General features: G+C 60.7%; 15 protein-coding genes. 8 read left to right on the plus strand and 7 right to left on the minus strand.

Translation table 11 applies throughout. The features are described 5' to 3' along the window. Nucleotides 1-78 precede the first annotated feature (78 nt). Nucleotides 79-6,438 carry an apolipoprotein A-IV repeat region-like domain-containing protein gene (locus tag JZX89_RS02050; protein ID WP_207132920.1) on the minus strand — a complete coding sequence of 2,120 codons (6,360 nt, stop codon included), beginning with the start codon at nucleotides 6,436-6,438 and terminating at the stop codon, nucleotides 79-81. A 480-nt stretch (nucleotides 6,439-6,918) separates the two neighbouring features. Between JZX89_RS02050 and JZX89_RS02055 the strand changes: the two genes are divergently transcribed. Further along, a complete protein-coding gene (locus JZX89_RS02055; protein WP_174372667.1) occupies nucleotides 6,919-7,287 on the plus strand; it encodes an Hpt domain-containing protein in 369 nt (122 codons plus the stop codon). A 130-nt stretch (nucleotides 7,288-7,417) separates the two neighbouring features. Next, nucleotides 7,418-7,738 carry a 2Fe-2S iron-sulfur cluster-binding protein gene (locus JZX89_RS02060; protein ID WP_149897695.1) on the plus strand — a complete coding sequence of 107 codons (321 nt, stop codon included), beginning with the start codon at nucleotides 7,418-7,420 and terminating at the stop codon, nucleotides 7,736-7,738. Between the two features lie 309 nt (nucleotides 7,739-8,047). Here the strand turns inward: JZX89_RS02060 and JZX89_RS02065 are convergent, their stop codons facing one another. After that, on the minus strand, nucleotides 8,048-8,674 hold the full coding sequence (locus JZX89_RS02065) for a DUF922 domain-containing Zn-dependent protease (RefSeq protein WP_153513626.1): 627 nt from the start codon (nucleotides 8,672-8,674) through the stop codon (nucleotides 8,048-8,050). A 104-nt stretch (nucleotides 8,675-8,778) separates the two neighbouring features. Between JZX89_RS02065 and folP the strand changes: the two genes are divergently transcribed. The 3 genes from folP to folK all read left to right on the plus strand — a co-directional run bounded on the left by folP (nucleotide 8,779) and on the right by folK (nucleotide 10,603). After that, the gene (folP, locus tag JZX89_RS02070; RefSeq protein ID WP_440131592.1) at nucleotides 8,779-9,639 is read left to right on the plus strand and encodes a dihydropteroate synthase; all 861 of its coding nucleotides are present in this window, start codon (nucleotides 8,779-8,781) and stop codon (nucleotides 9,637-9,639) included. A 78-nt stretch (nucleotides 9,640-9,717) separates the two neighbouring features. After that, on the plus strand, nucleotides 9,718-10,083 hold the full coding sequence (gene folB, locus JZX89_RS02075) for a dihydroneopterin aldolase (RefSeq protein ID WP_142839671.1): 366 nt from the start codon (nucleotides 9,718-9,720) through the stop codon (nucleotides 10,081-10,083). Nucleotides 10,084-10,087: 4 nt separating this feature from the next. Then, nucleotides 10,088-10,603: a 2-amino-4-hydroxy-6-hydroxymethyldihydropteridine diphosphokinase gene (folK, locus tag JZX89_RS02080; protein WP_207133083.1), complete on the plus strand. Its 516-nt coding sequence runs from the start codon at nucleotides 10,088-10,090 to the stop codon at nucleotides 10,601-10,603. A 14-nt stretch (nucleotides 10,604-10,617) separates the two neighbouring features. Here folK and JZX89_RS02085 read toward each other — a convergent pair whose 3' ends face one another. The 4 genes from JZX89_RS02085 to JZX89_RS02100 all read right to left on the minus strand — a co-directional run bounded on the left by JZX89_RS02085 (nucleotide 10,618) and on the right by JZX89_RS02100 (nucleotide 14,503). Beyond that, entirely contained in the window at nucleotides 10,618-11,178 is a 561-nt protein-coding gene (locus JZX89_RS02085) for a hypothetical protein (protein WP_046800254.1), read from the minus strand. A gap of 129 nt (nucleotides 11,179-11,307) precedes the next feature. After that, nucleotides 11,308-12,387: a YcjF family protein gene (locus JZX89_RS02090; protein WP_207132921.1), complete on the minus strand. Its 1,080-nt coding sequence runs from the start codon at nucleotides 12,385-12,387 to the stop codon at nucleotides 11,308-11,310. Then, a complete protein-coding gene (locus JZX89_RS02095; RefSeq protein ID WP_149897692.1) occupies nucleotides 12,384-13,862 on the minus strand; it encodes a YcjX family GTP-binding protein in 1,479 nt (492 codons plus the stop codon). Before JZX89_RS02095 ends, JZX89_RS02090 begins: the two co-directional genes overlap by 4 nt. A 131-nt stretch (nucleotides 13,863-13,993) precedes the next feature. Then, a complete protein-coding gene (locus tag JZX89_RS02100) occupies nucleotides 13,994-14,503 on the minus strand; it encodes a SixA phosphatase family protein (RefSeq protein ID WP_207132922.1) in 510 nt (169 codons plus the stop codon). 268 nt (nucleotides 14,504-14,771) lie between these two features. On the opposite strand from JZX89_RS02100, the gene dksA reads away from it, so the two are divergent. Next, nucleotides 14,772-15,191: an RNA polymerase-binding protein DksA gene (dksA, locus tag JZX89_RS02105; RefSeq protein WP_046800250.1), complete on the plus strand. Its 420-nt coding sequence runs from the start codon at nucleotides 14,772-14,774 to the stop codon at nucleotides 15,189-15,191. A 120-nt stretch (nucleotides 15,192-15,311) separates the two neighbouring features. Here the strand turns inward: dksA and JZX89_RS02110 are convergent, their stop codons facing one another. After that, complete coding sequence (locus tag JZX89_RS02110) at nucleotides 15,312-16,583, minus strand: flagellar biosynthetic protein FliO (protein WP_207132923.1); 1,272 nt, start codon at nucleotides 16,581-16,583, stop codon at nucleotides 15,312-15,314. A 346-nt stretch (nucleotides 16,584-16,929) separates the two neighbouring features. Between JZX89_RS02110 and cckA the strand changes: the two genes are divergently transcribed. Further along, nucleotides 16,930-19,512 (plus strand): cell cycle histidine kinase CckA, encoded by a 2,583-nt coding sequence (gene cckA, locus JZX89_RS02115; protein ID WP_207132924.1) that lies wholly within the window; start codon nucleotides 16,930-16,932, stop codon nucleotides 19,510-19,512. 272 nt (nucleotides 19,513-19,784) lie between these two features. Beyond that, nucleotides 19,785-20,138 carry an ATP-dependent Clp protease adapter ClpS gene (gene clpS, locus JZX89_RS02120; RefSeq protein WP_149897688.1) on the plus strand — a complete coding sequence of 118 codons (354 nt, stop codon included), beginning with the start codon at nucleotides 19,785-19,787 and terminating at the stop codon, nucleotides 20,136-20,138. Nucleotide 20,139: the final 1 nt, after the last annotated feature.

Consider the following 20,139-nt stretch of genomic DNA (forward strand, 5'->3'; position numbering starts at 1 on the left):
GCGACGAAACAATCAGCAATTCAAAAAGAAAAACCCCGGTCAAAAGACCGGGGTTTTATTGTTTTTGCGTCAATCAGATCAATTGAACCGGCCCGCCGCGTGGGCAAGCATCGTATAGACCTTGCCGGTATCGGAGGTGAGGTAGGACTGGGTGACGCTCCGGTCGCGGTCGGTGCGGGCCACGTCGGCGAGCAGCTTTTCGAAGTCCGTGATGTAGCGGTCCACGGCGGTGCGGAATTCGGCCTCCCGCTCATACTTGCGCTTGATCTCGTCAAATGTCGTCTGGCCCTTCAGCGTGTAGAGGCGACGAGTGAAGACGTCGCGCTCACCGCGCTGGTAGCGCCGCCACAGTTCCACCGAGGCATCATGGTCGATGGCGCGGGCGATGTCGACAGAGAGCGAGTTCAGCGATTCGACCATATGTCGCGGGTTGCGGGTGTCGGCCGCGCGGGTCGGCTGCTGTTCGGCGCTGGCACGGGGAGCGGAAGCCGCAGAGGCTTCCTGACCGTCACGCGAAGCGCCACGCAGCAGATCGCTGATCCAGCCACCGCCTTCTTCACGACGTCCGGCGGGGTTGGCCGTAACCGGTTGAGCGGGTGCCTGACGGCTTTCGGTTTGCCGGTTTTCGACCTGGCGATTCTCAAGCGGCAGGGAACCACGCAGTACAGCTGGTGCGGGGGCAGGCTGCGGTTGTGCCGGAGCAGAGGCTGCCGGCTGTGGACGCGGCTCGACGCGGCGCTCAGCGGCTGGCTGGGTTGCAGCAATGGCGCGGGCCACCGGTTCGGAAATTTCCATCTGGTGGGTCGAACGACCGACGAGTTGGGAAATATCCTGAAGCGCCTTGATCTGCTCGGAAACAGCGCGACGCATGGCGGCAGCGCTTTCCTTGGCTTCTTCCGGCAGGTCGAATGCGCCGCGCTTCAGTTCGGCGCGGGTCGCATCCAGCTCGCGGCGGATATCATGGCTGGAGCGGCGGATCTCGTCGGTTGCGCCGGCAAAACGGCTGACGGCTTCTTCGACGGCCTGACGCAGCGTTTCCTTGAGGTTGGCTGCGGCGGCATTGGATTTTTCCGAGGCGCTGCCCAGAAGATTGTCGACTTCGGAAAGCGACGATTCGACGCCGCCACGCAGGCGGTTGACCAGCTCGTCGGAATATTTCTGCGCGTCGGAAAGTGTGCTTTCGATCGAGCGGCTGGCATCCTGACCGGCAGAGAGCAGGGCGCCCCGCATGGTCTGTGCCGCCGAGCGGGCGCGCTGTTCGGTTTCATCCAGCGAGCGGCCGATATCGGTAAAGGACGCCTGCAGATTGTCGCGCAGATTGCCGGCGACGTTCTGCGAACGCTCCTCGGCCTCGTTGAGCGTGGTTTCCACCACACCGACGACGTTGCGCATGGCGCTTTCGATCTCTTCGGAGCGCTTGACGAGGCCGACGGACAGGCTGCGCAGCGCATCCTGACGTTCCTCCAGCGTGCCGACGAGGCTCGACTGTGCCGCATTGAGCAGTTCGGACGCCTGGCTCAGCACCTTCGAATGTTCCTCGAAGCGTCCGACGATGCCGGCAACCTGCGCCAGTGTCTGGCCGGAAATATTCGACAGACGGTCGATTTTTCCTTCGAGCAGACGGCTGGAGCTGGACACCATATCGGCGGCCTGCGAGGCGCTATCGGAGAAGCGGGTCGCAGATGCATTCAACGCTTCGTCGGCCGTGCCGAATTCCTGTGCGGCGCGCTCGACGGCGGAGTTGAAGTTCGATGCCGACTTTTCGACGATTTCCGCCATGCTGTTATGGGTCTGTGACAGCATATCCGTGCTCTGGCGGGTGGCGGCAACCAGTTTGTTGGCCGCATCGCTGCCCGAGCGGGCATATTTGTCGATACCCTGTTCGACGGCATCCGCCATCGCGGTATGGGTCTGCGACAACATGTCGGTGCTCTGGCGGGTGGCGGCGACAAGCTTGCTCGCCGCATCCGTGCCGGCATTGGCGTAATCGCTGATCGCCTGTTCGACCATGCCGACCATGCCGCTATTGCTCTGCGACAGAAGTTCTGCGCTCTGCTGAGCGGCGGAAACGATCTTTTCGGCGGCTTCGCGGCCAATGGTGGCGTATTCGTCGACCACCGGCTTGGCTTTCTCCTCGATCAGGCGTGACAGTTCCGCAGAACGGCTGGCCAGCATCGAGTTGAGTTCGCGGGTGCGGTTATCCAGCGCCGAGCGAATGGATTCGCCACGCGCATCGAGGGCCGATTCGACACCCGTCAGCGTCTCGGAGATGACGCCGACCTGAGAACGGACGACAGCTTCAGCTTCGGCAACCTTGTTGACGATGATGTTGCCGGCCTCGGAGAAGGTCTGGGCGACGGCAGCGGCCTGGCCGGAAAGGCGCGTCTGCGCATCCGAGATGCGGTTGACGATCTCGCCGGAACGCTCTTCGATGGCCTTGGTGAAGGCCTCGTTCTGCGCCTGGACCTGATCGGCAAATTCCGAGCCGGACTTGGCGAGCAGGGCAGACGAGCGAGCCGCTTCGTCACCGATGTTCTGGGTGGCGGAGACGACTGCGCCGCGCAGGCTGACCGCGAGATCGCTGGCCTTGCCTTCAATGGTACGGTTGACGTTTTCGAGGCCGATCGTCAGCGCCCGGTCCATGGTGCCGAGACGTTCGTCGATACGGGCCGTGCCGGTATCGAAGGTTTCGGCGAGACGGCTCGTGCGGCTTTCGAAGGTGTCGGAGACACGTGTGGTCTGCTCGTCCAGAATGCCGGTGATACGCTCGGCAGCTTCGTCGCTGGTGCGGGCAAATATCGCAGTCTTGTCCTCGAGTGCTTCGGCGAAGCGACGGCCCGAATCTTCAATCGATGTGTTCACATTGGCCAGATCACCGCCGACACGCGCCTGCAACGTGTCGAGCGACGTTTCGATACGCGCACCGGTCTCATCGAGACGGGTAGTGACGTTGCCGATCGAGGTTTCGATGCGGGAGGAGAGGGCGTCTGTCGCACCGCCGATTTCGCGGGCGGCTTCACCGATCTTGACGGCGATGTCGCCGGCGCTGTTGCGAAGACGTTCTTCGAGCGTCGCAGCACTTCCGTCGATTGCCTTCTGCAGCGTGTCCTGCTGGGTTTCGAGCGACAGCTCGAGCATGCTGGCGCTGGAGGCGACAGTGGTGCCGATCATCATCGCCTGCTCGGAGAGCATGTCACCCATCTGTGTGGTGGCGGAGCTTAGCGTCGCTGCCATATCCGCGTGGCGCTGGTCGAGCGCAGTGCGGATATCCTCATGCGATTGCGACAGATTGGTTTCGAGGCGGGAAACGCCTTCTTCCACCGTCTGCGCAAAGCGGCTGCTGCCATCTTCCACAACGGTTTCGATGCGGTTGGCCGCACCGGAAACGCTCTGCTCGATCAGGCCGCTATTGCGCTCCAGCGAACCGGCAATGCGTTCCGCCTGTGAGCCGAGCATGGTTTCCAGCCGCTCGTGACCGCTGGCAAGGGCGTTTTCAAGTGTAAACGCAGTGGCTTCGAGGCGCTGGCCGACACCGGCCGCCGCAAGCGAAAGCGACGATGTTCTCGCATCCATCGCCTCGGCAATCCGCTCCTCGACACCTGAAATCGTCATGTCGAGCGCCATGGTGCGGCTGTCGAGCGCATCGGCGATGCGTTCTTCCGCACCGGAAACGATGCCGGAAAGGGCAGCGGTACGGCTGTCCAGCGCACCGGCAATACGGTCCTCGACGCCGGAAACGGCGCCGTGCAGGGCGGCGGTCCGGCTGTCGAGAATGTCGGCGATTTTTTCCTCGACGCCGGAGAAGCTCATGTCCAGCGCCATGGTACGGCTGTCGAGCACGTCAGTGATCCGCTCTTCCGCGCCGGAAACGACGTTTTTCAACGAATCCGTGCGGCTGTCGAGCGCGCCGGCAATACGGGTCTCGGCGCCGGCCACCAGTTGGCCAAGGGCTGCGGTGCGCGTGTCGAGTGCTTCGGCGATTTTTTCCTCAGCGCCGGAGAATGCCATGTCGAGCGCCATGGTGCGGCTGTCAAGCGTATCGGCGATGCGTTCTTCCGCACCGGAAACCACGGCGTTAAGCGCGGCGGTACGACCGTCCAGCGTTTCCGCGATACGTGTTTCTGCGCCGGCAACAACGTCGCCGAAGGTAACAGTGCGGCTGTCGAGTGCGCCGGCGATCTTTTCTTCAGCGCTTGCGACCATGCCGGTGAGGGCGGAGGTACGGCTGTCGAGTGTCTCGGAAAGCCTTTCCTCGACATTGGCAAAGGTCATGTCAAGCGACAGGGTGCGGCTGTCCATCGTGTCGGCGATGCGTTCCTCGACACCGGAAATCGTGCTGGAAAGAGCAGCCGTGCGGCCATCCAGCGTTTCGGCGATGCGGCTTTCCGCGCCGGAAACAACGTCATGCAATGCGGCCGTGCGGCTTTCCAGCGTGTCGGAAATGCGGTCCTCGATACCGGAAACGGCGCCGGTGATGGCGGCGGCCCGGGTTTCGAGCGTTTCCGACAGGCGGCGTTCGACATCGGCAACAACGCTGTTGATTGCGGCTGCACGTTCGTCGAGCATGATGGCAAGGCGTTCGGCCGTGCCGGAGACAGAGCCGGTAATGGCCAGCGAACGGCTGGCGAGCGCCTCGTCGAAACGGTCCTGGCTGGCCGAAAGCGCGCCGAACAGGGCATTGCTGCGTTCCGCCAGAACGCCGTCGATCTTCTCGTGCGAATTGGCGAAAGCATTGGTAATTTCGGTAGTGCGTTGGCCGATGGCGTCGCTGAACTCGCGGGTGCGGATTTCAAGCGCGCTTTCAAGCATTTCCTGGCCCGTGCCCAGCGCGGTTGCCAGCGCCAGAGACTGATCGGTCATGGTATTGCCGATGCGCTCAAGACCGCTGTTCAGCATGGTGTCGAGGGCTTCCGAGCCGCCGGCAACGGTTTCGTTGATGCGGGCAAGGCTTTCCATCAGCTTGCTGTCGAGGCTGCCGGCACGCTGGTCGAAGGCGCTGGCGAAATCCGCCACATGTTCGTCGAAGGCGGAGTTGACCTGGCCGACCGTTGCCTGCAGGCGCTCTTCGTAGAGGCCGGAACGCAGATCGAGATCCATGATCGCATCATCAGCCGTGCTCTGCAGGCTCTGGCGGAAGGAGAGACCCTTTTCCTCGAGCGAGGCAGAGAGCTTGTCTAGCACGGTGTCCAGCGAACTGCCGATGACCTGCTGACCGCGATCAATATTGCGGTTGAGTTCGAGCGTGCGGGTGGAGAGCGTTTCGTTAAGCTGTCGGGTGCGTTCTTCAAGCGCGCTGTTGAGGCTTTCAGCACCTCTATCCAGCGTCGATGCATGGATCGCGAACCGTTCGAGCAGAACTTCACCGCGCTCATCCAGCGTCGAGGCGAGATTGTGCAGGCGCATGTCGAATTCGTTCGACAGGGTCGAGCCCGAAGAATTCAGTGCCTGAAGCAAGTTTTCGGTCTTGGCGGCGATAAGGCTGCCCATTGCTTCGGTAGAAGCGCGCGATTTTTCGAGCAGCGCTGCGGAGCGCGTATCGATCATCGAGGCGAAGGCTTCACCGGAGGTGGCAAGCCGCATCGAAAGCTCTTCGCCGACGATGGAAAGCTCTTCCTTGATCTGTTCCTGCGCACCCACGATGGACGAGCGGATACGCTCGGCGTGGTTGACGATGGCGTCGCGCTCGGCGGTCAGTTCCTGCACGAGGCTGCGCACGCGCAATTCATTGTCGGCATAGCTGCGCTCAAGCGCGTTGACTTCCGAATGGACCAGCGTTTCCAGTTCCGTCGCACGCGCAATGGTGCGCTCGATGCCGTCATTCATGGCCGAGACTTCGCGGCGAACCGCCTGGCCGACGGACATGATGCGGTCGGAGGCAACCGTTTCGGGCTCGGCAAGGCGAAGCGCCACTTCAGCCATTGACCGGGCAGCGTTGCGCAGGTCGCGGGCACGCGCCATCATGATCGCGAAGGCGAAGAACAGCATGACGGGAACGAGAATGCCGACGACGATCGCCATCAGGCCGGGGATTGCGGTGAGATCGGCAATCGAGGCGATATTCCACAGCGCGTTACCGTAAAGAAGATGGGCGACACCGAGACCGCCAAGCGCCCAGATGACCGACATGATCGTCGCATTTCTGAGTGCGCCGCCGATGGAGCCGCCTTCCAGCGATTTCAGGATCATCGCCGGGCTGCGCTTGGAGCCGTCATTGGCCGCTTCCAGATTGGGCGATTTGGGTGCCTGTTCTGCAGGCGCGCGGGCGGCCTCGGGAGCAGGGGTCTGTCGGCTTGCTTCCTTCAATCTGGCCTCCGGCTGCTTTGGCGCTGCGGTTTTCCGCGATTCCGGCTTTTCTTCGAAAGCACCAAGCTGCAGGGCGTCTTCCAACGCCTGAAATGCAGTCTCGTCGACAGAGTCGCTGATCTTGTTATTCGCCATGCGGTTACGCCTCGTTACACATACGCCCGGCTTCATGCCGTTCGACCACTTGCAACCTGCAAGCGGACTGCCGCCATCATGCCGGCGGAACATTATCCCGTTAAAGGAAACAATTCCGCCATTTACCAAATCCCGAATTGCTGGTGGTCCAGCTTTCGGGCGAAATTACATCACTGTGCCGTAATAACAAAGCTTGCACTCAAGCCTCGCAGGAACGGCAGTACCGTAGTGACACATTTAGGTGTTCGAAACAATTAATGCGGATTTGAGACGGTAGCGAAGTGTCGGCTTTTTAACAGTTTTTAAACCTGAGTTTCGCTCTGAACGCCTTGTTTCGCATAAGTTTAACATAAATTAACCATAGCAGAAGATTTTCGCCCGCGTCACGCCGTAATTTAAGCCGATAGCACCGGTTTGGATGCGTAAATACGACACAGATGTGACACGAAACAAGAAACGGCGGAACAAGGAATTTCAGCCATGGCAGCGGTCAGTATTGCTTTCGAAGCTCCGGACAATTGCGGCGGTGCGCCGGCCGTTACGAAAAAGCCGATCGATTTCGATCATCTTGCCCGTCAGACGATGGGTGACAAGGATCTGGAAATCGAAGTGCTACAACTGTTCAGCCGTAATGCCCGCGCCGCCTTGCATGAAATTGCCGAGGCTGACGACAAGACCGTGAGGGCGACAGCCCACCGCCTGAAGGGTGCCGCACAGGCTGTTGGCGCCCCCGCTGTTTCCGCCGCCGCAGCTGCGGTAGAGGACAAGGGCAAGGACAGCGCGGCAATTGCGAAACTCGCGGCAACCATCGTCGAGGCGGAAAACTTCATCCTGAAGCTTTGCCGCTGAGGCGGAGTTCATCAAATTTGTCATTTTATAAGGCCGGTTCAGCCTGTGCGCCCTGGAAGCGGGTTGCCAAGGCGAACCGGCCTTTCTATGTGTTTAGAACAGTTCTTAGATCACCATTTTGGATTCCGGCATGACAAAACTGACCATCGTCGCCTTTGACGGCACGCCCCATGAACTCGATGTGAGCAACGGTTCCACCGTCATGGAGAACGCCGTGCGCAACTCCATTCCGGGCATCGATGCGGAATGTGGCGGCGCCTGTGCCTGCGCGACCTGTCATGTCTATGTCGATGACGCCTGGGCGGAGCGTGTCGGCGGGCCGGAGCCGATGGAAGAGGATATGCTGGATTTCGCCTTTGACGTGCGCCCCACCTCGCGTCTCTCCTGTCAGATCAAGATGAAAGACGAGCTTGACGGTCTCGTCGTTCACGTTCCCGAACGCCAGGGCTGAAAGCCCTTCGCACTGCCGGTCGCAGAAAAAGCCCCGCTCACCAGGTAGCGGGGAGCGGGGCGAGGCGGGTACGCAGCATGCAGGCGAGGGAGGAAACACCTGCGAGCCCTCAAGTGCGCACCGGGAGAACCGGAGAGAGTTTTGAGCGCCGGACCCGTTGCGGGCCACAACCGTTAAAAACCGTATGAACAAGCTACAATGAGTCTCGGCGACGGCACCATGACGAGAAGTCACGGGTGAGATCGGACATGACGTAACGTCATGTTTCCGTTGCGTTGCGCCTTAACGGGAAATGCGGCGAAAGGCGGTTTAGCGCCGATTCTGCCCCTGTTCGAGCCGGTTTTTCAAAAGCCGGGTCATGCGGGCATCGAAATTTTTCGATTCTACCACATCGAAACGCATCTGGTCCCTGTCGTGTTCATCCATCACCGTCTGGGTGATCTTGCCGACCATTTCCTGCAGCGTCTCGCAGTTTTTCTGCGGATGAAGTGCTGCCAGCTCTCTTTCGAGCGAACGGGCATGGGTGCGGGCGATTTCCGCGTGCCGCTCCTCATGGCGCTTGATATCGGCAAGCAGCGTATCCCAGATGAAGGCCAGTTCCGCCGTGGTACGGCGACGGTTTTTCCATCGCGGCAGAAGGATACGGGTGTTCAAAAGAACCTTCGCCGTTCCAACGCTGCACTGGCCGTTTTTTTCGACATAACTGAGTTCGCCGCCGAATTTGATCTCGGTCGCACCGGGATGGCGCGCACCGGTATTGCGCGTCAGCGGGCCATGCTTGGAGAGCTGCTGGTCGAGATCTGCGGCGGTTTTGCCGGCGATCGAAAAATAGGAATAGGTCTTGCGGACGATGGTTTCGGAAAAAGCCGGCCCGGCCGAAGAAAGTGCCAGCGCACCCGCAAGGGCGGCGCAAAGAGCACGTGATGTTTTGGTCATGACCCGGCCTTCCGGTTGAACTTGAAAAACGTTTGCTGCATAGGCGGAGCGGAACTTATAAGGATTGGCATAACACTCCGTTATTCCTGAAAGGCGCGTGTTACGTGATAACAGCCGGCAGCAATGTGTGGCAAGCGGCCCATGGTCGCTCCCTGAAACTTGATGGGCGTGGCCGTATTATGGCCATCGTCAACGCCACCCCCGATTCCTTTTCCGACGGCGGCCGTTTTCTTGCCGTCGATGCGGCTTTTTCCCATGCGCTGACCTGCGTGGAAGAGGGAGCTGACATCATCGATATCGGCGGCGAATCCACCCGGCCGGGTGCGGCGCAGGTGACAGAGGCGCAGGAGCAGGACCGCGTGTTGCCTGTCATCGAGAAACTGCGCCGCGAGACGGATGTGCTGATTTCGGTCGATACCTATCGCGCATCCACCGCGAGGCTTTCGATCGAGGCTGGCGCGCATATCGTCAATGATGTCTTCGGGTTGCAGAAGGATGCGCAGATGGCGGGCGTGATTGCCGCCACACGTGCTGGCGTCTGCATCATGCATACCGGCCGCGACAGACAGAAGCTCGCCGATGTCATCGAGGACCAGTTTGAATTCCTCAATCGCTCGCTGGAGATTGCGCAGGATGCGGGCATTGCCCGTGATGCCATCGTGCTCGATCCCGGTTTCGGGTTTGCCAAGGACGAGGGCGAAAATGTCGAGCTTATGGCGCGATTCGGTGAACTTGCCGCTTTTGGCCTGCCGGTTCTGGCCGGCACGTCGCGCAAGCGTTTCATAGGGTCGCTGACGGGCAGGGATGCTGCCCATGAACGCGATATCGGAACGGCTGCGACGACAGCGATCCTGCGCCTTTCGGGTGCTTCGATTTTTCGCGTGCACAATGTCACTGCCACACGCGATGCACTGGCAATTGCCGATGCGGTTCTTGCCAAAGCGCCGGCAAAGGCCGATGCGTAGATCAACGAGTGCCGGAATGCCGTGTCCTGACAAAGGCGCGGCTTTCGGGCGAAACATTCCTGCCATGGAGGCGATGCGATGAGCCGCTATACCATCATCCTGAAAAACTGTTCCTTTTTCGCCCGTCATGGCCTTCTCGAGCAGGAGGAGGTGCTGGGCCAGCGCTTTTTCGTCGATGCCGAGATGGAGGTCGAGGCGGGTGACGCGCTGGAAACCGACGAGATCGAAAATACAGTCGATTACGGCGTGGCCTTCGCTGTTATCGAAAAAATCGTCGTGGGCCAGCGCCGTTATCTGATCGAGGCGCTGGCGAACGACATCGCCAAAGCGCTGCGCGCCCGTTACCCGCAAATCGTCTGGCTGCGCATCACGGTGCGTAAACCGTCCGCGCCCGTTCCCGGCATTCTCGATTATGCGCAGGTGAGTGTTGAACACCGTGCCTGAAAAGATGACAGTCGCCGCATTGGGTCTCGGCGGCAATATCGGCGATCCCGCCGCCGCAATGGCCAAGGCCTTGCACGAACTGGATACGCATGAAAATTGCCGCCTGTTGGCCGTCTCCGGCCTTTACCGCACACCTCCCTGGGGTAAGACGGATCAGGCGGATTTCTTCAATTGCTGTGCGCTGGTCGAAACCTCGCTCACAGCGCCCGCGCTGCTGCAATTATGCCTCGGCATTGAAAAGGGCATGAAGCGGGTGCGCACGGAACGCTGGGGGCCGCGGACCATCGATATTGACGTGTTGACCTATGGCGATGAGGTTGTCGTAACGGAAAGCATCGAAGTGCCGCACCCGCGCATGACCGAGCGCGCTTTCGTCCTGATGCCGCTCGCCGAGATCGCCCCGAATATCGACGTCAGGGGAAAGCCGGTACGGGAATGGCTTCAGCAGGCGGATAGAAGCGGCATTGTCCGCACAAACGAAAAGCGGGAGTGGTGGACACTCCCGCTCGGTAATGACTGAGAAGATTATCGCGCTTAAGGCTTGATCGAACCAACAGCGAGCTGGTCGATGTCGCGCGCCAGCGTCACGCCGATGACGGGGATCATCTGGTCGGCGACCTTGACGGAAATGGTGATGTTCATCGAATTGTCACTCGAGACGCGGGCAACCATGGCGCCATTGAGCTTGGAACGGTTGATGCCGACAACGACCTTGTCGCCACTGACCTGTCCGGAGGTGATGTCCAGTCCCTTGCCCTCGGCGCCATCGAGGAACTTGCCTTCGTAGCTGCTGCCCTTCTGGCTGATGATGGCGGACATGGGCTGGCTGAAGACGCCGACGCGGCAGGTGCCGCCAAGCTTGATGCCGGTCTTTTTGTCATCGAGCGGTTCGCCTGTCAGATCGCAGGTGAATTTGGTGCCCTTGTATTTGCCCGCGACGATTTCGCCCGGACCTTTCCAGACGCCGGCCACGGAGCGGAAGAATACGTCGTCGCGATCGCGCGATGCTGCATGGACGTCAGACAGGCCGAAGCCGCCGCTGACGGACAATATGGCGGCAAGTCCGCCCACAAGCGAAAAGAAGCGCGAATACATGATACTTTCCCCGGCGAAGAAGCCTGTTCGATAGGCGGCAATCTACCGGCGGAATGGTTAATGCTTGGTTTATTTCACCCGTATTTGCGGCTTCGCCCGTAACCTTTTGAGCCGTGTATGCCCCACCGATCAGGCTTTTTCACCGCTTTTTCCGCCGCTTAAATCGGGCGTCAGGTCGGACATGAAATCACCGATCCCCGGCCGCTTCACCGCACGAAACGGCAGCGGGCGGCAAAGGTCCATCGCCGCAATACCGATTCGTGCCGTCATCAGGCCGTTGATGACGCCTTCGCCGAGGCGGGCGGAAAGCTTCGAGGCAAGACCGTGGCCAAGAACTTGCTGGGCCAGCCCGTCGCCGACGGCAATCGAGCCCGTGACGGCAAGATGGGCGACGACGTCGCGCAGCAGCCGGAGCATGCCGAGCGTGCCGGGACGGCCGCCGTAAAGCTCGGCCATGGCCCTGACCAGCCGTGTCACCTCGAACAGCACGTAAGCCAGATCGACGATGGCGCGCGGGCTGACGGCGGTGACCACGGAGACACGCTTGGAGGAATTGAGAATCAGCGCCCGCGCCTGCCGGTCGAGCGGTGCCAGCAATTCACGCTCGGCAAGCTCGATGAGATGCGGGCCGTCAATCACATCGTTTTCCGTATCCTTCAGTGCCGCACGGCCCTTGGCTGTTTCGGCCCGGTGGGAGAGGACGGCATTGAGGCGGGTGATAACAGCACGGGCGGGTTTCGGACTTTTGTCGAGGCTCGCCGTCTCCGCATCTGCCTTGAGCGACTGCACCGCGTTGAGCCGCATGATGCCGAAGACTTCCCGCCCGACAAGGACGAGAACGGCGAAAAGCGCGACGATAAGGGCGATACTCGCCGTGTAACCCAGCCAGTCGGAGCGGGAGAACAGGTTGCGGATAAGCTGGTCCGCCCAGAGGCCGAAGGCGAGCGAGAACAGGACACCAAGCGCGCCGAGCGCGAGCTTGCCGAAAGAGAAGCGGTTTTTCTTCGGTGAGGCCACCGGCAATGCGGCCGCATCGATCTCTTCAGGCGCCAGAAACGGATCGTCCTCGTCAGGCGTCAATGAAATCTCGGTATCGAAGCTGCGCGGCGCGCGTTTCCGCGCCGGCGACGGCCGTGCCGTCTGCTCTGTCTCGAGGGTGAAAGCCGCCGGGCGGCGGGCCTGCGGATCGTTTTGTGTGGGAGCCTTCATGCGAGCTTGTCTCCGAACAGGAACTGCATGGCGCGGTCGAGCCTGATATGGGGAACGGAAAGCCGGATGCCGCCGCTACCCGGCTCGTCAACATTGGGCGGGCGGAAGCGCACGACATTGACATCCGGTAGCGTCGCCTTGTCGCCATCCTCGTCTATGCTGCGAAATAACGGTTCCGGGTCTTCGGGCAGGTCGCCGGGAAAGATCGCCGTCTTGCGGTTGCCGTCGAAGGTCTCGCCATTGATGGTTTCACCGGCCATCGGCGTGCCGACGATGACGGGCAGTTCGTGGCCATCCTGACGCACGCTTGCCTCTCTGGTGGCGCGCACGGAAGCGAGAGCCATGACCTCTATGCCGGCACCGTTCATGCCGATGGTGGTGATGGCGCGGTCCACCAGACGACGGGTCAGCCGCTCCAGCCGGTCATGGCTTTCGTGATGCAGATGGTCGGCCTTGGTGGCGGCAATCAGCACCTTGTCGATGCGACGGCCGATGAGCGAGGACAACAAACTGTTGGTGCCGGGGCGGAAACAGGCAAGAACATCGCCCAGCGCCCGTTCCAGATCCTGAACGGCTTCCGGTCCGCGATTAACGGCCTGCAGCGTGTCGATCAGCACGATCTGACGGTCGAGGCGGGCGAAATGCTCGCGGAAGAAGGGTTTGACCACAATCGACTTATAGGCGTCGTAACGCCGCTCCATCATCGCCCGTAGCGAGCCCTTTGGTGCCTTTTCGTCGGTCAGCCCCGGCAGGGGCGCAAAGGTCAGCGCCGGAGAACCCTCCAGATCGCCCGGCATCAGGAAACGGCCGGGCGGCAGGGTGGAGAGCGATCTCTCGTCGGACTTGCAGGCTTTCAGATAGGCTGCGAAGCTCTCGGCAAGGCGGCGCGCCGTCATCTCATCGGCAGGCGCATTGATATCGAGCGAAGAGGCGATCGCCAGCCACTCCTGCGCCAGTTCGGCGCGGATGCCGCTCCCGGCAAGTGCGACGGTCGCATCGCTGAACTGCTTGTAGTCCTGTGAGAGCAGCGGCAGGTCGAGCAGCCATTCTCCGGGATAGTCGACAATATCGATGGATAGCTTGCCGGCCGAGAACCACCGGCCCCAGCCGCTGGCGCTCTGGTAATCCAGCGTGATCCTGAGTTCCGAGATTGCCCGCGTCGAATCCGGCCACAGCCTGTCGCGCACCAGCGCCTGAATATGGTCTTCGTACTGGAAGCGGGGAATAGCGTCGTCCGGCTGCGGCTCAAGGCGCACATTCGAGACGCGGCCTGACCGCATGGCCTCGAATAGGGGCAGGCGGCCGCCATTCAGGAGATTATGGACGAGGGAGGAAATGAAAACCGTCTTTCCCGCCCGCGAAAGGCCTGTAACGCCAAGCCGTAATGTCGGATGGGTGAGGTTGCTCGCACGGTCGGCCAGATTATCGAGCGCGATAAGCGCACTGTCTGTCAGGGACGTCAGAGAAGGCGGCAATGGCAGTTTCCCGGCTGTGGTTCATGATCACGGCTGCAATATAGGAAGTCGCGGCTGCCCAAAAAAGAAGCGCCCCGGTGGATTTTCACGACAGCCGCCATCGGCGATGGCTCCGTCACGCGTTGGGGCGGCTACTTGCCCGGTGAGAGAAAATCGACCAGCCGCCAGCGATCCTCGCCATTTGCGCCACTGCCGTCGTAATCGAGCACGGCGAGCCCTGCGGTCGGGAAACCGGAGGGCAGGGCGGCATGCAGCATATCCTCGCCGATCATCGCCTCCAGTGTCGCCTCCATGGTGGGGTTATGGCCCACCAGCATCACCGAACCAGCATCCGTCTGCGCTGCGATGAGGGAGAGATAGGTTTCGCTGCGCGCATTATACATCTCATCGACATAGGCTATTTCGATGCCTTCGTTGAAGGCGCGCTGCCAGGCCTGCGTGGTCTGCCGACAGCGTGCGGCGGTGGAGGATAGGAGCACGTCGGGGCGGTAACGCCGATCGGCGGCAAGGTCGGCAATGATCTCCGCCTCGGCAAAACCTGCCTCGTTCAATCCCCGGTCGAAATCGCGTTCCCCCGGCGCCGCCCAGGCGGCTTTGGCGTGGCGTAAAAGATAAACTCGCTTCGGATGAGAATCTGTCAAGGGCAGGAACCGGCGTTCGAAACTCTGGGTACAGCCGGATGCTACAGGATAGGATCGAGGGACCGCAAGTCCTCTTTCCTGTTGGCAAGTCGCATTGAAGTGATCGAAGAACAGATCGTCTCGACGCCAATAGAGGATAAAAATTAGTCATTTAGATGATTTTTGTGTCAGTTTTAAAAATGCCTGAAAACTGATCTGTAGACTTGAACCGGCCTATATCATTGGAGTATACACCGCCGCATTGAGATGTTCTTCGAGGAGAATCGCGTTGAGTGAGAAGATCGATCTTAGCAAATATGTACTCTCGGAAGACGACGAGTTCATGAATGCCAGCCAGCGGGCCTACTTCCGCGCGAAGCTGGTCGCCTGGAAAAATGACATCCTGAGAGAAGCGCGCGAGACCCTCGGACATCTCGCCGAAGAAAGCGCCAATCACCCCGATCTCGCTGATCGGGCTTCATCCGAAACAGACCGGGCGATCGAACTTCGCGCCCGCGACCGTCAGCGCAAGCTGATTTCCAAAATCGATGCGGCTCTTCAGCGGATCGAAGACGGCACCTACGGTTTCTGTGAGGAAACGGGTGAACCTATCGGCCTCAAGCGTCTGGACGCCCGCCCGATAGCGACGCTCTCCATCGAGGCGCAGGAACGTCACGAGCGTCGCGAAAAAGTTTATCGCGACGAATAACAAGGCTGCTGTGCCGGACGCCGCAGCGAACCGGCCATCTTAAGCACCTGCACAAGCACAAGCAAAAGGGCACGGAATTGTTCCGTGCCCTTTTGGCATTGAAGCTTTATGCGCGCCGCCTCAGCGGTCGCGGGTAACGGAAAGCTCGCCAAAAATACGCGCCATTTCCTTTTGCACGTCACCATCTGGCGACGCTCCGGTAACTGGTGGCGAAACGGGCTCGTTTTTCTGCTGCTTTTCGGCGGCGGCAATTGCCGGTTCGTTATCCGCATCCCGGCTCTTGGCTATCTCCGCTTCGAGAAAGCTCTCGAAATCGCTGGCCAGCTCATCGGAAAATTTCGGTTCAGCGTCGTTGGACGCAAAAGCCGGACTTTCCGGTTTCGGCGGGAAGGGGGCAGGCGGCGCGTTCTGCTCAGGCTTCAGTTGTTCAGGCTTCATGCCGGGAAGAACCCGCTCGCGCGCCGCATCGAGAAAATCTGCGGCGCTGGATTGGTCGAACACCGGCTCGCGCGCGGCAAAAACCGGTGGGGCGATGACCGTCGGCCGTTCTTCTTCCACCTTTGCCTGCGTCGCCTGTGCTGGCACCGGCGGTGCGACCGGTATCGGTGTCTGTACCGGAGCGGGCACGAAGGGTTCCGCACGACGCGGCTCGCTTCGTTCGCTGGCCATGTCGAGCGACGCGGCGGTTACTGGCAAAATGGCAGCTGCCGGGGCTGCGGCAGCCATTGTTGGCGGTGGCGGGACGGGACGCACGATCTCCCTCTCTGGTGCGGCCTGTCTGACCGGTGGAGCGGGCTCGCGGACTGCCACGGGCGGCGGCGATACGGGTTGCGGCGGTGTCGATGGGCGCGGCGGCAATGGTGCAGTTGTTGCAGTCGGTTGTGGCGGGCGAGGAGCAGGCGGGGCCGGCTCCGGCCGTTGCGGCTGTCTCACCGGTTCCTGCGACACGGGAGGGGCTGCCGCTGCGACGGGCGGCTGTTGCGGCAGGGCGGCGCGGCGTTCCTGGGGAATAGACGGCTCGGCCCTCTTCGGTTCGCTCTCCTGACGCGGCAGGGCCTTCAGTTCCGGCTCCTGCACGTCCCTGACGATAGGGATTGCGCCGATACCGCTTTCGATGACGATATCTGTCGGGCCGCCGATCATCACCAGATGCTCGACATTGTCGCGGCGAACCAGCACCAGACGGCGGCGCGCATCAACGGCCGTCGCGTCGAGAACCTGCAGGCGCGGCTGCCGGTTGCGCCCGCCACGGATAAACGGCGACGAACCGCTGCGCCGGCGCAGGATCCACAAAGCGATCGCCAGAATGAGCAGCGCCGCACCCACACCGACGACGGCAACGATGAGATTATTTCCATAGGTGCCGATAAAATCTTCCATCATGGAGATCATCCCTTCAGATTTTCTGGCCTTTAATTTCTTGGGCAATTAATATTGCCGTGGTTCTTATAGTGTGAACATCAAACAGGAAAAGACGATTTTTTTGGGCGCGATACAAGGTTTATCCGCCACCGTCCCCCTGGAACACAAAACCGCCTGGTGTGGCTTTCGGTTCCCTTGCCGACTGAAAGGCCTGTGTATTGCGCCTTTCCAAGCGTTTTCCCTGTGCGTTTTTAAGCCTTTGTGGCCCGGCGGAGCTTTTTGATGCGCAAGCGAGTTGCTACAAGAAATTTTAACGCCCGATTCCGTCGAGAACCGTGGCTGACCGAATGACGACCTGCACGACTGCGAGGCCAAGATGACACGGGTGCGCGAGACAAGCGACAACGACCTTCCGCTGGTGGACAGGCGTGCCCGTTCCGGCACGGTTTTGCGCATCCTGCTTCTGGCGCTGGTGCTGATCGCCGCTGCCGCCGCGTTCGTTTATTTCAAGAACTCTTTGGAAAACGAAATCGTGCTCGGCATTCTCGGCGTGCTGGCGATGATGGGCATCTTTTTTCTGGTGTCGTCGATCATCGGTTTCATCGAGGTCATGCCCCAGTCGCAATCGGACGGGCTTGCCCGCCGGTTCCTGTCTGCCCATCCCGAGGGCACGCTGATCACCGATGCCAAGGGGCATATGGTATACGCCAACGCCACCTATTGCCGCATGAGCGGCACCACCAGGGCGAGCGATATCCAGAGCCTCGAAACGCTGCTGTCGCGCAGCCGGGAATCGACCGAGGCGCTTTACCGGCTCATCAACGTGCTGCGGGAGGGGCGCGACGGATACGAGGAGTTCCGGCTGCAGAAACCGCTGGGCGAGGATGGGAGCGCCGGGCCGCACTGGTACAGGCTGAAAGGCCGGGTGCTGAAGGATGCGGGCGGCGAGGGTCTGCACGTTTTCCAGATCGCCGACATCACGCCGGAGCGTGAGGATCAGGAACGGTTTTTCCGCGAATTGCAGAATGCCATCGACTATCTCGACCACGCGCCGGCCGGTTTCTTTTCCGCTGGACGCAAGGGCGAGATTGTTTATCTGAACGCCACCCTGTCCGAATGGCTGGGCATCGATCTGGCGCAATTTTCACCCGGCTCGATGACGGTGTCCGATATCGTCGCCGGCGAAGGCATGGCGCTGATCGAATCCGTCCATCCGCAGGGCAGCGCCAAGCGCACCGAAATCCTCGATCTCGACATGCGCCGGGTGAACGGCCAGAGCATGCCGGCCCGCCTCGTGCATCAGGTCAGTTCCAAGGACGGTGCGCCGGGCGAGAGCCGGACAATCGTTCTGATGCGTCCCAAGGGGCAGGAGGATACGGAATCTTCCTCTGCCATGCGTTTCACGCGCTTCTTCAACAATACCCCGATGGCGATTGCCTCGCTGGATGGCGAAGGTCGCATTCTGCGCATCAACGCGCCGTTCCTGAAGCTGTTTTCCGGCGTTGTCGGACGTGACGATATCGATCGCGGCGTGGCGCTTGAAACCGTCCTGCATGACAATGAGAAGCCGCGGCTGGAACAGGCGCTGGCCGAGGCGAAGGACCGACAGGGCGATATCGCGCCGTTCGATTCGCGCCACCCGAGCGACGAGACCAGACATTTCCGTTTCTACGTCAACGCTGTCATCGATCAGGACGACGAGGCGCCGGAAGAAGTGGCGATCGTTTATGCCATCGAGGTGACCGAGCAGAAGGCGCTCGAAACCCAGATGGCGCAGACGCAGAAGATGAATGCCGTCGGCACGCTGGCAGGCGGCATCGCCCACGATTTCAACAATGTGCTGACCGCCATCCTGCTGTCGTCGGACCACTTGCTGCTACAGGCGCGGCCTGCCGATCCGAGCTTCGCCGACCTCATGGAGATCAAGCGCAACGCCAACCGCGCAGCTGTTCTGGTGCGCCAGCTTCTGGCGTTTTCGCGCAAGCAGACGATGCGCCCGGCGATCCTCAATCTGACGGATGTCATCGGCGATCTGCGCATGCTGGTCGACCGGTTGATTTCCGGCACCAATGTCAAGCTTGAGGTGGATTACGGACGCGACCTCTGGCCGGTGAAGACCGATCTGTCACAATTCGAGCAGGTGCTCATCAATCTCTGCGTCAATGCCCGCGATGCCATGCCTGAAGGTGGCAAGATCACCATCCGCACCCGCAATGTGGATGCGCAGGAGGCGGCAGCACTCGGCCGGCCGGAAGTTCCGGCGGAAGACATGGTCATGGTGGAAGTTGCCGACAATGGCACCGGCATTCCGCCTGAAATCATGGACAAGATTTTCGAGCCCTTCTTCACCACCAAGGAAGTCGGCAAGGGCACCGGTCTCGGCCTGTCGATGGTCTATGGCATCGTCAAGCAGTCCGGCGGTTACATCTATCCCGAATCGGAAATGGGCAAGGGAACAGCCTTCCGCATCTACCTGCCGCGCCATATGGTGGAGGCCGTTGCGGGCCAGCAGCCTGGAGAAGCAGCGCTCGCTCCTGTGGCGGCACCTGAGCCGGTAAAGGAAGAACCGCTCGACCTCACCGGCAACTCCGCTGTCGTACTGCTGGTGGAGGACGAGGAGGCGGTGCGGCGCGGCGGCAAGCGCATGCTGGAAACCCGTGGCTACACCGTGCATGAGGCGGGTTCCGGCACCGAGGCGCTGGAGGTGATGGAAGAGCTGGAAGGCAAGGTCGATATCGTCGTGTCCGATGTGGTGATGCCTGAAATGGACGGCCCGACGCTGCTTAAGGAACTGCGCAAGTCTTATCCCGATCTGAAATTCATCTTCGTGTCCGGTTATGCCGAGGACGCATTCGCGAAAAACCTGCCGGCGGACGCCAAGTTCGGCTTCCTGCCGAAACCTTTTTCGCTGAAGCAACTGGCCATTGCCGTTCGCGAAATGCTCGACGCCAAGGAATGACGACGGATTTTCGCCGTCGCCTGCCATGCGCGGGAACCGCTGCCGCCTGGCCAAAAAATGCTTCGGGGACGGCGGGTGTCACGCAGTTTGCCGAAGCGCTGCCGCAAGTCCCCAATTTTTCCCGAGGTTTGCCTCCTTGCAAACGCAATAGTGATTGCGCCGTTGCGCAAGGGGCTTAAAATCGCGTCACGACGACCTAGATATGAAGAGGCGAAGTTCTCCCTGCTGGCGATGAGCTGTCGGTTCGAGAATAGTGTGGAGAATGATGAAAGATGATCGCTAGGCCGATCTACATGCAGGGCGAGGGCGACGGGGAAGACGGCGGCAACAACCGCGGCACCTCCGTTATCACCCGCGTCAAGGCAAAGACGAAAAGACCGAATTTGTACCGTGTTCTTTTACTGAATGACGACTACACTCCCATGGAGTTCGTTATTCATATTCTGGAGCGTTTCTTCCAGAAGGATCGCGAAGCGGCAACCCGTATCATGCTGCACGTGCACCAGCACGGCGTGGGCGAATGCGGGGTGTTTACATATGAGGTCGCAGAGACGAAAGTAAGCCAGGTCATGGATTTCGCCCGACAGCACCAGCATCCGCTGCAATGCGTCATGGAAAAGAAATGAG

This window comes from Agrobacterium burrii, from assembly GCF_017313405.1.
GTDB lineage: Bacteria > Pseudomonadota > Alphaproteobacteria > Rhizobiales > Rhizobiaceae > Agrobacterium > Agrobacterium burrii.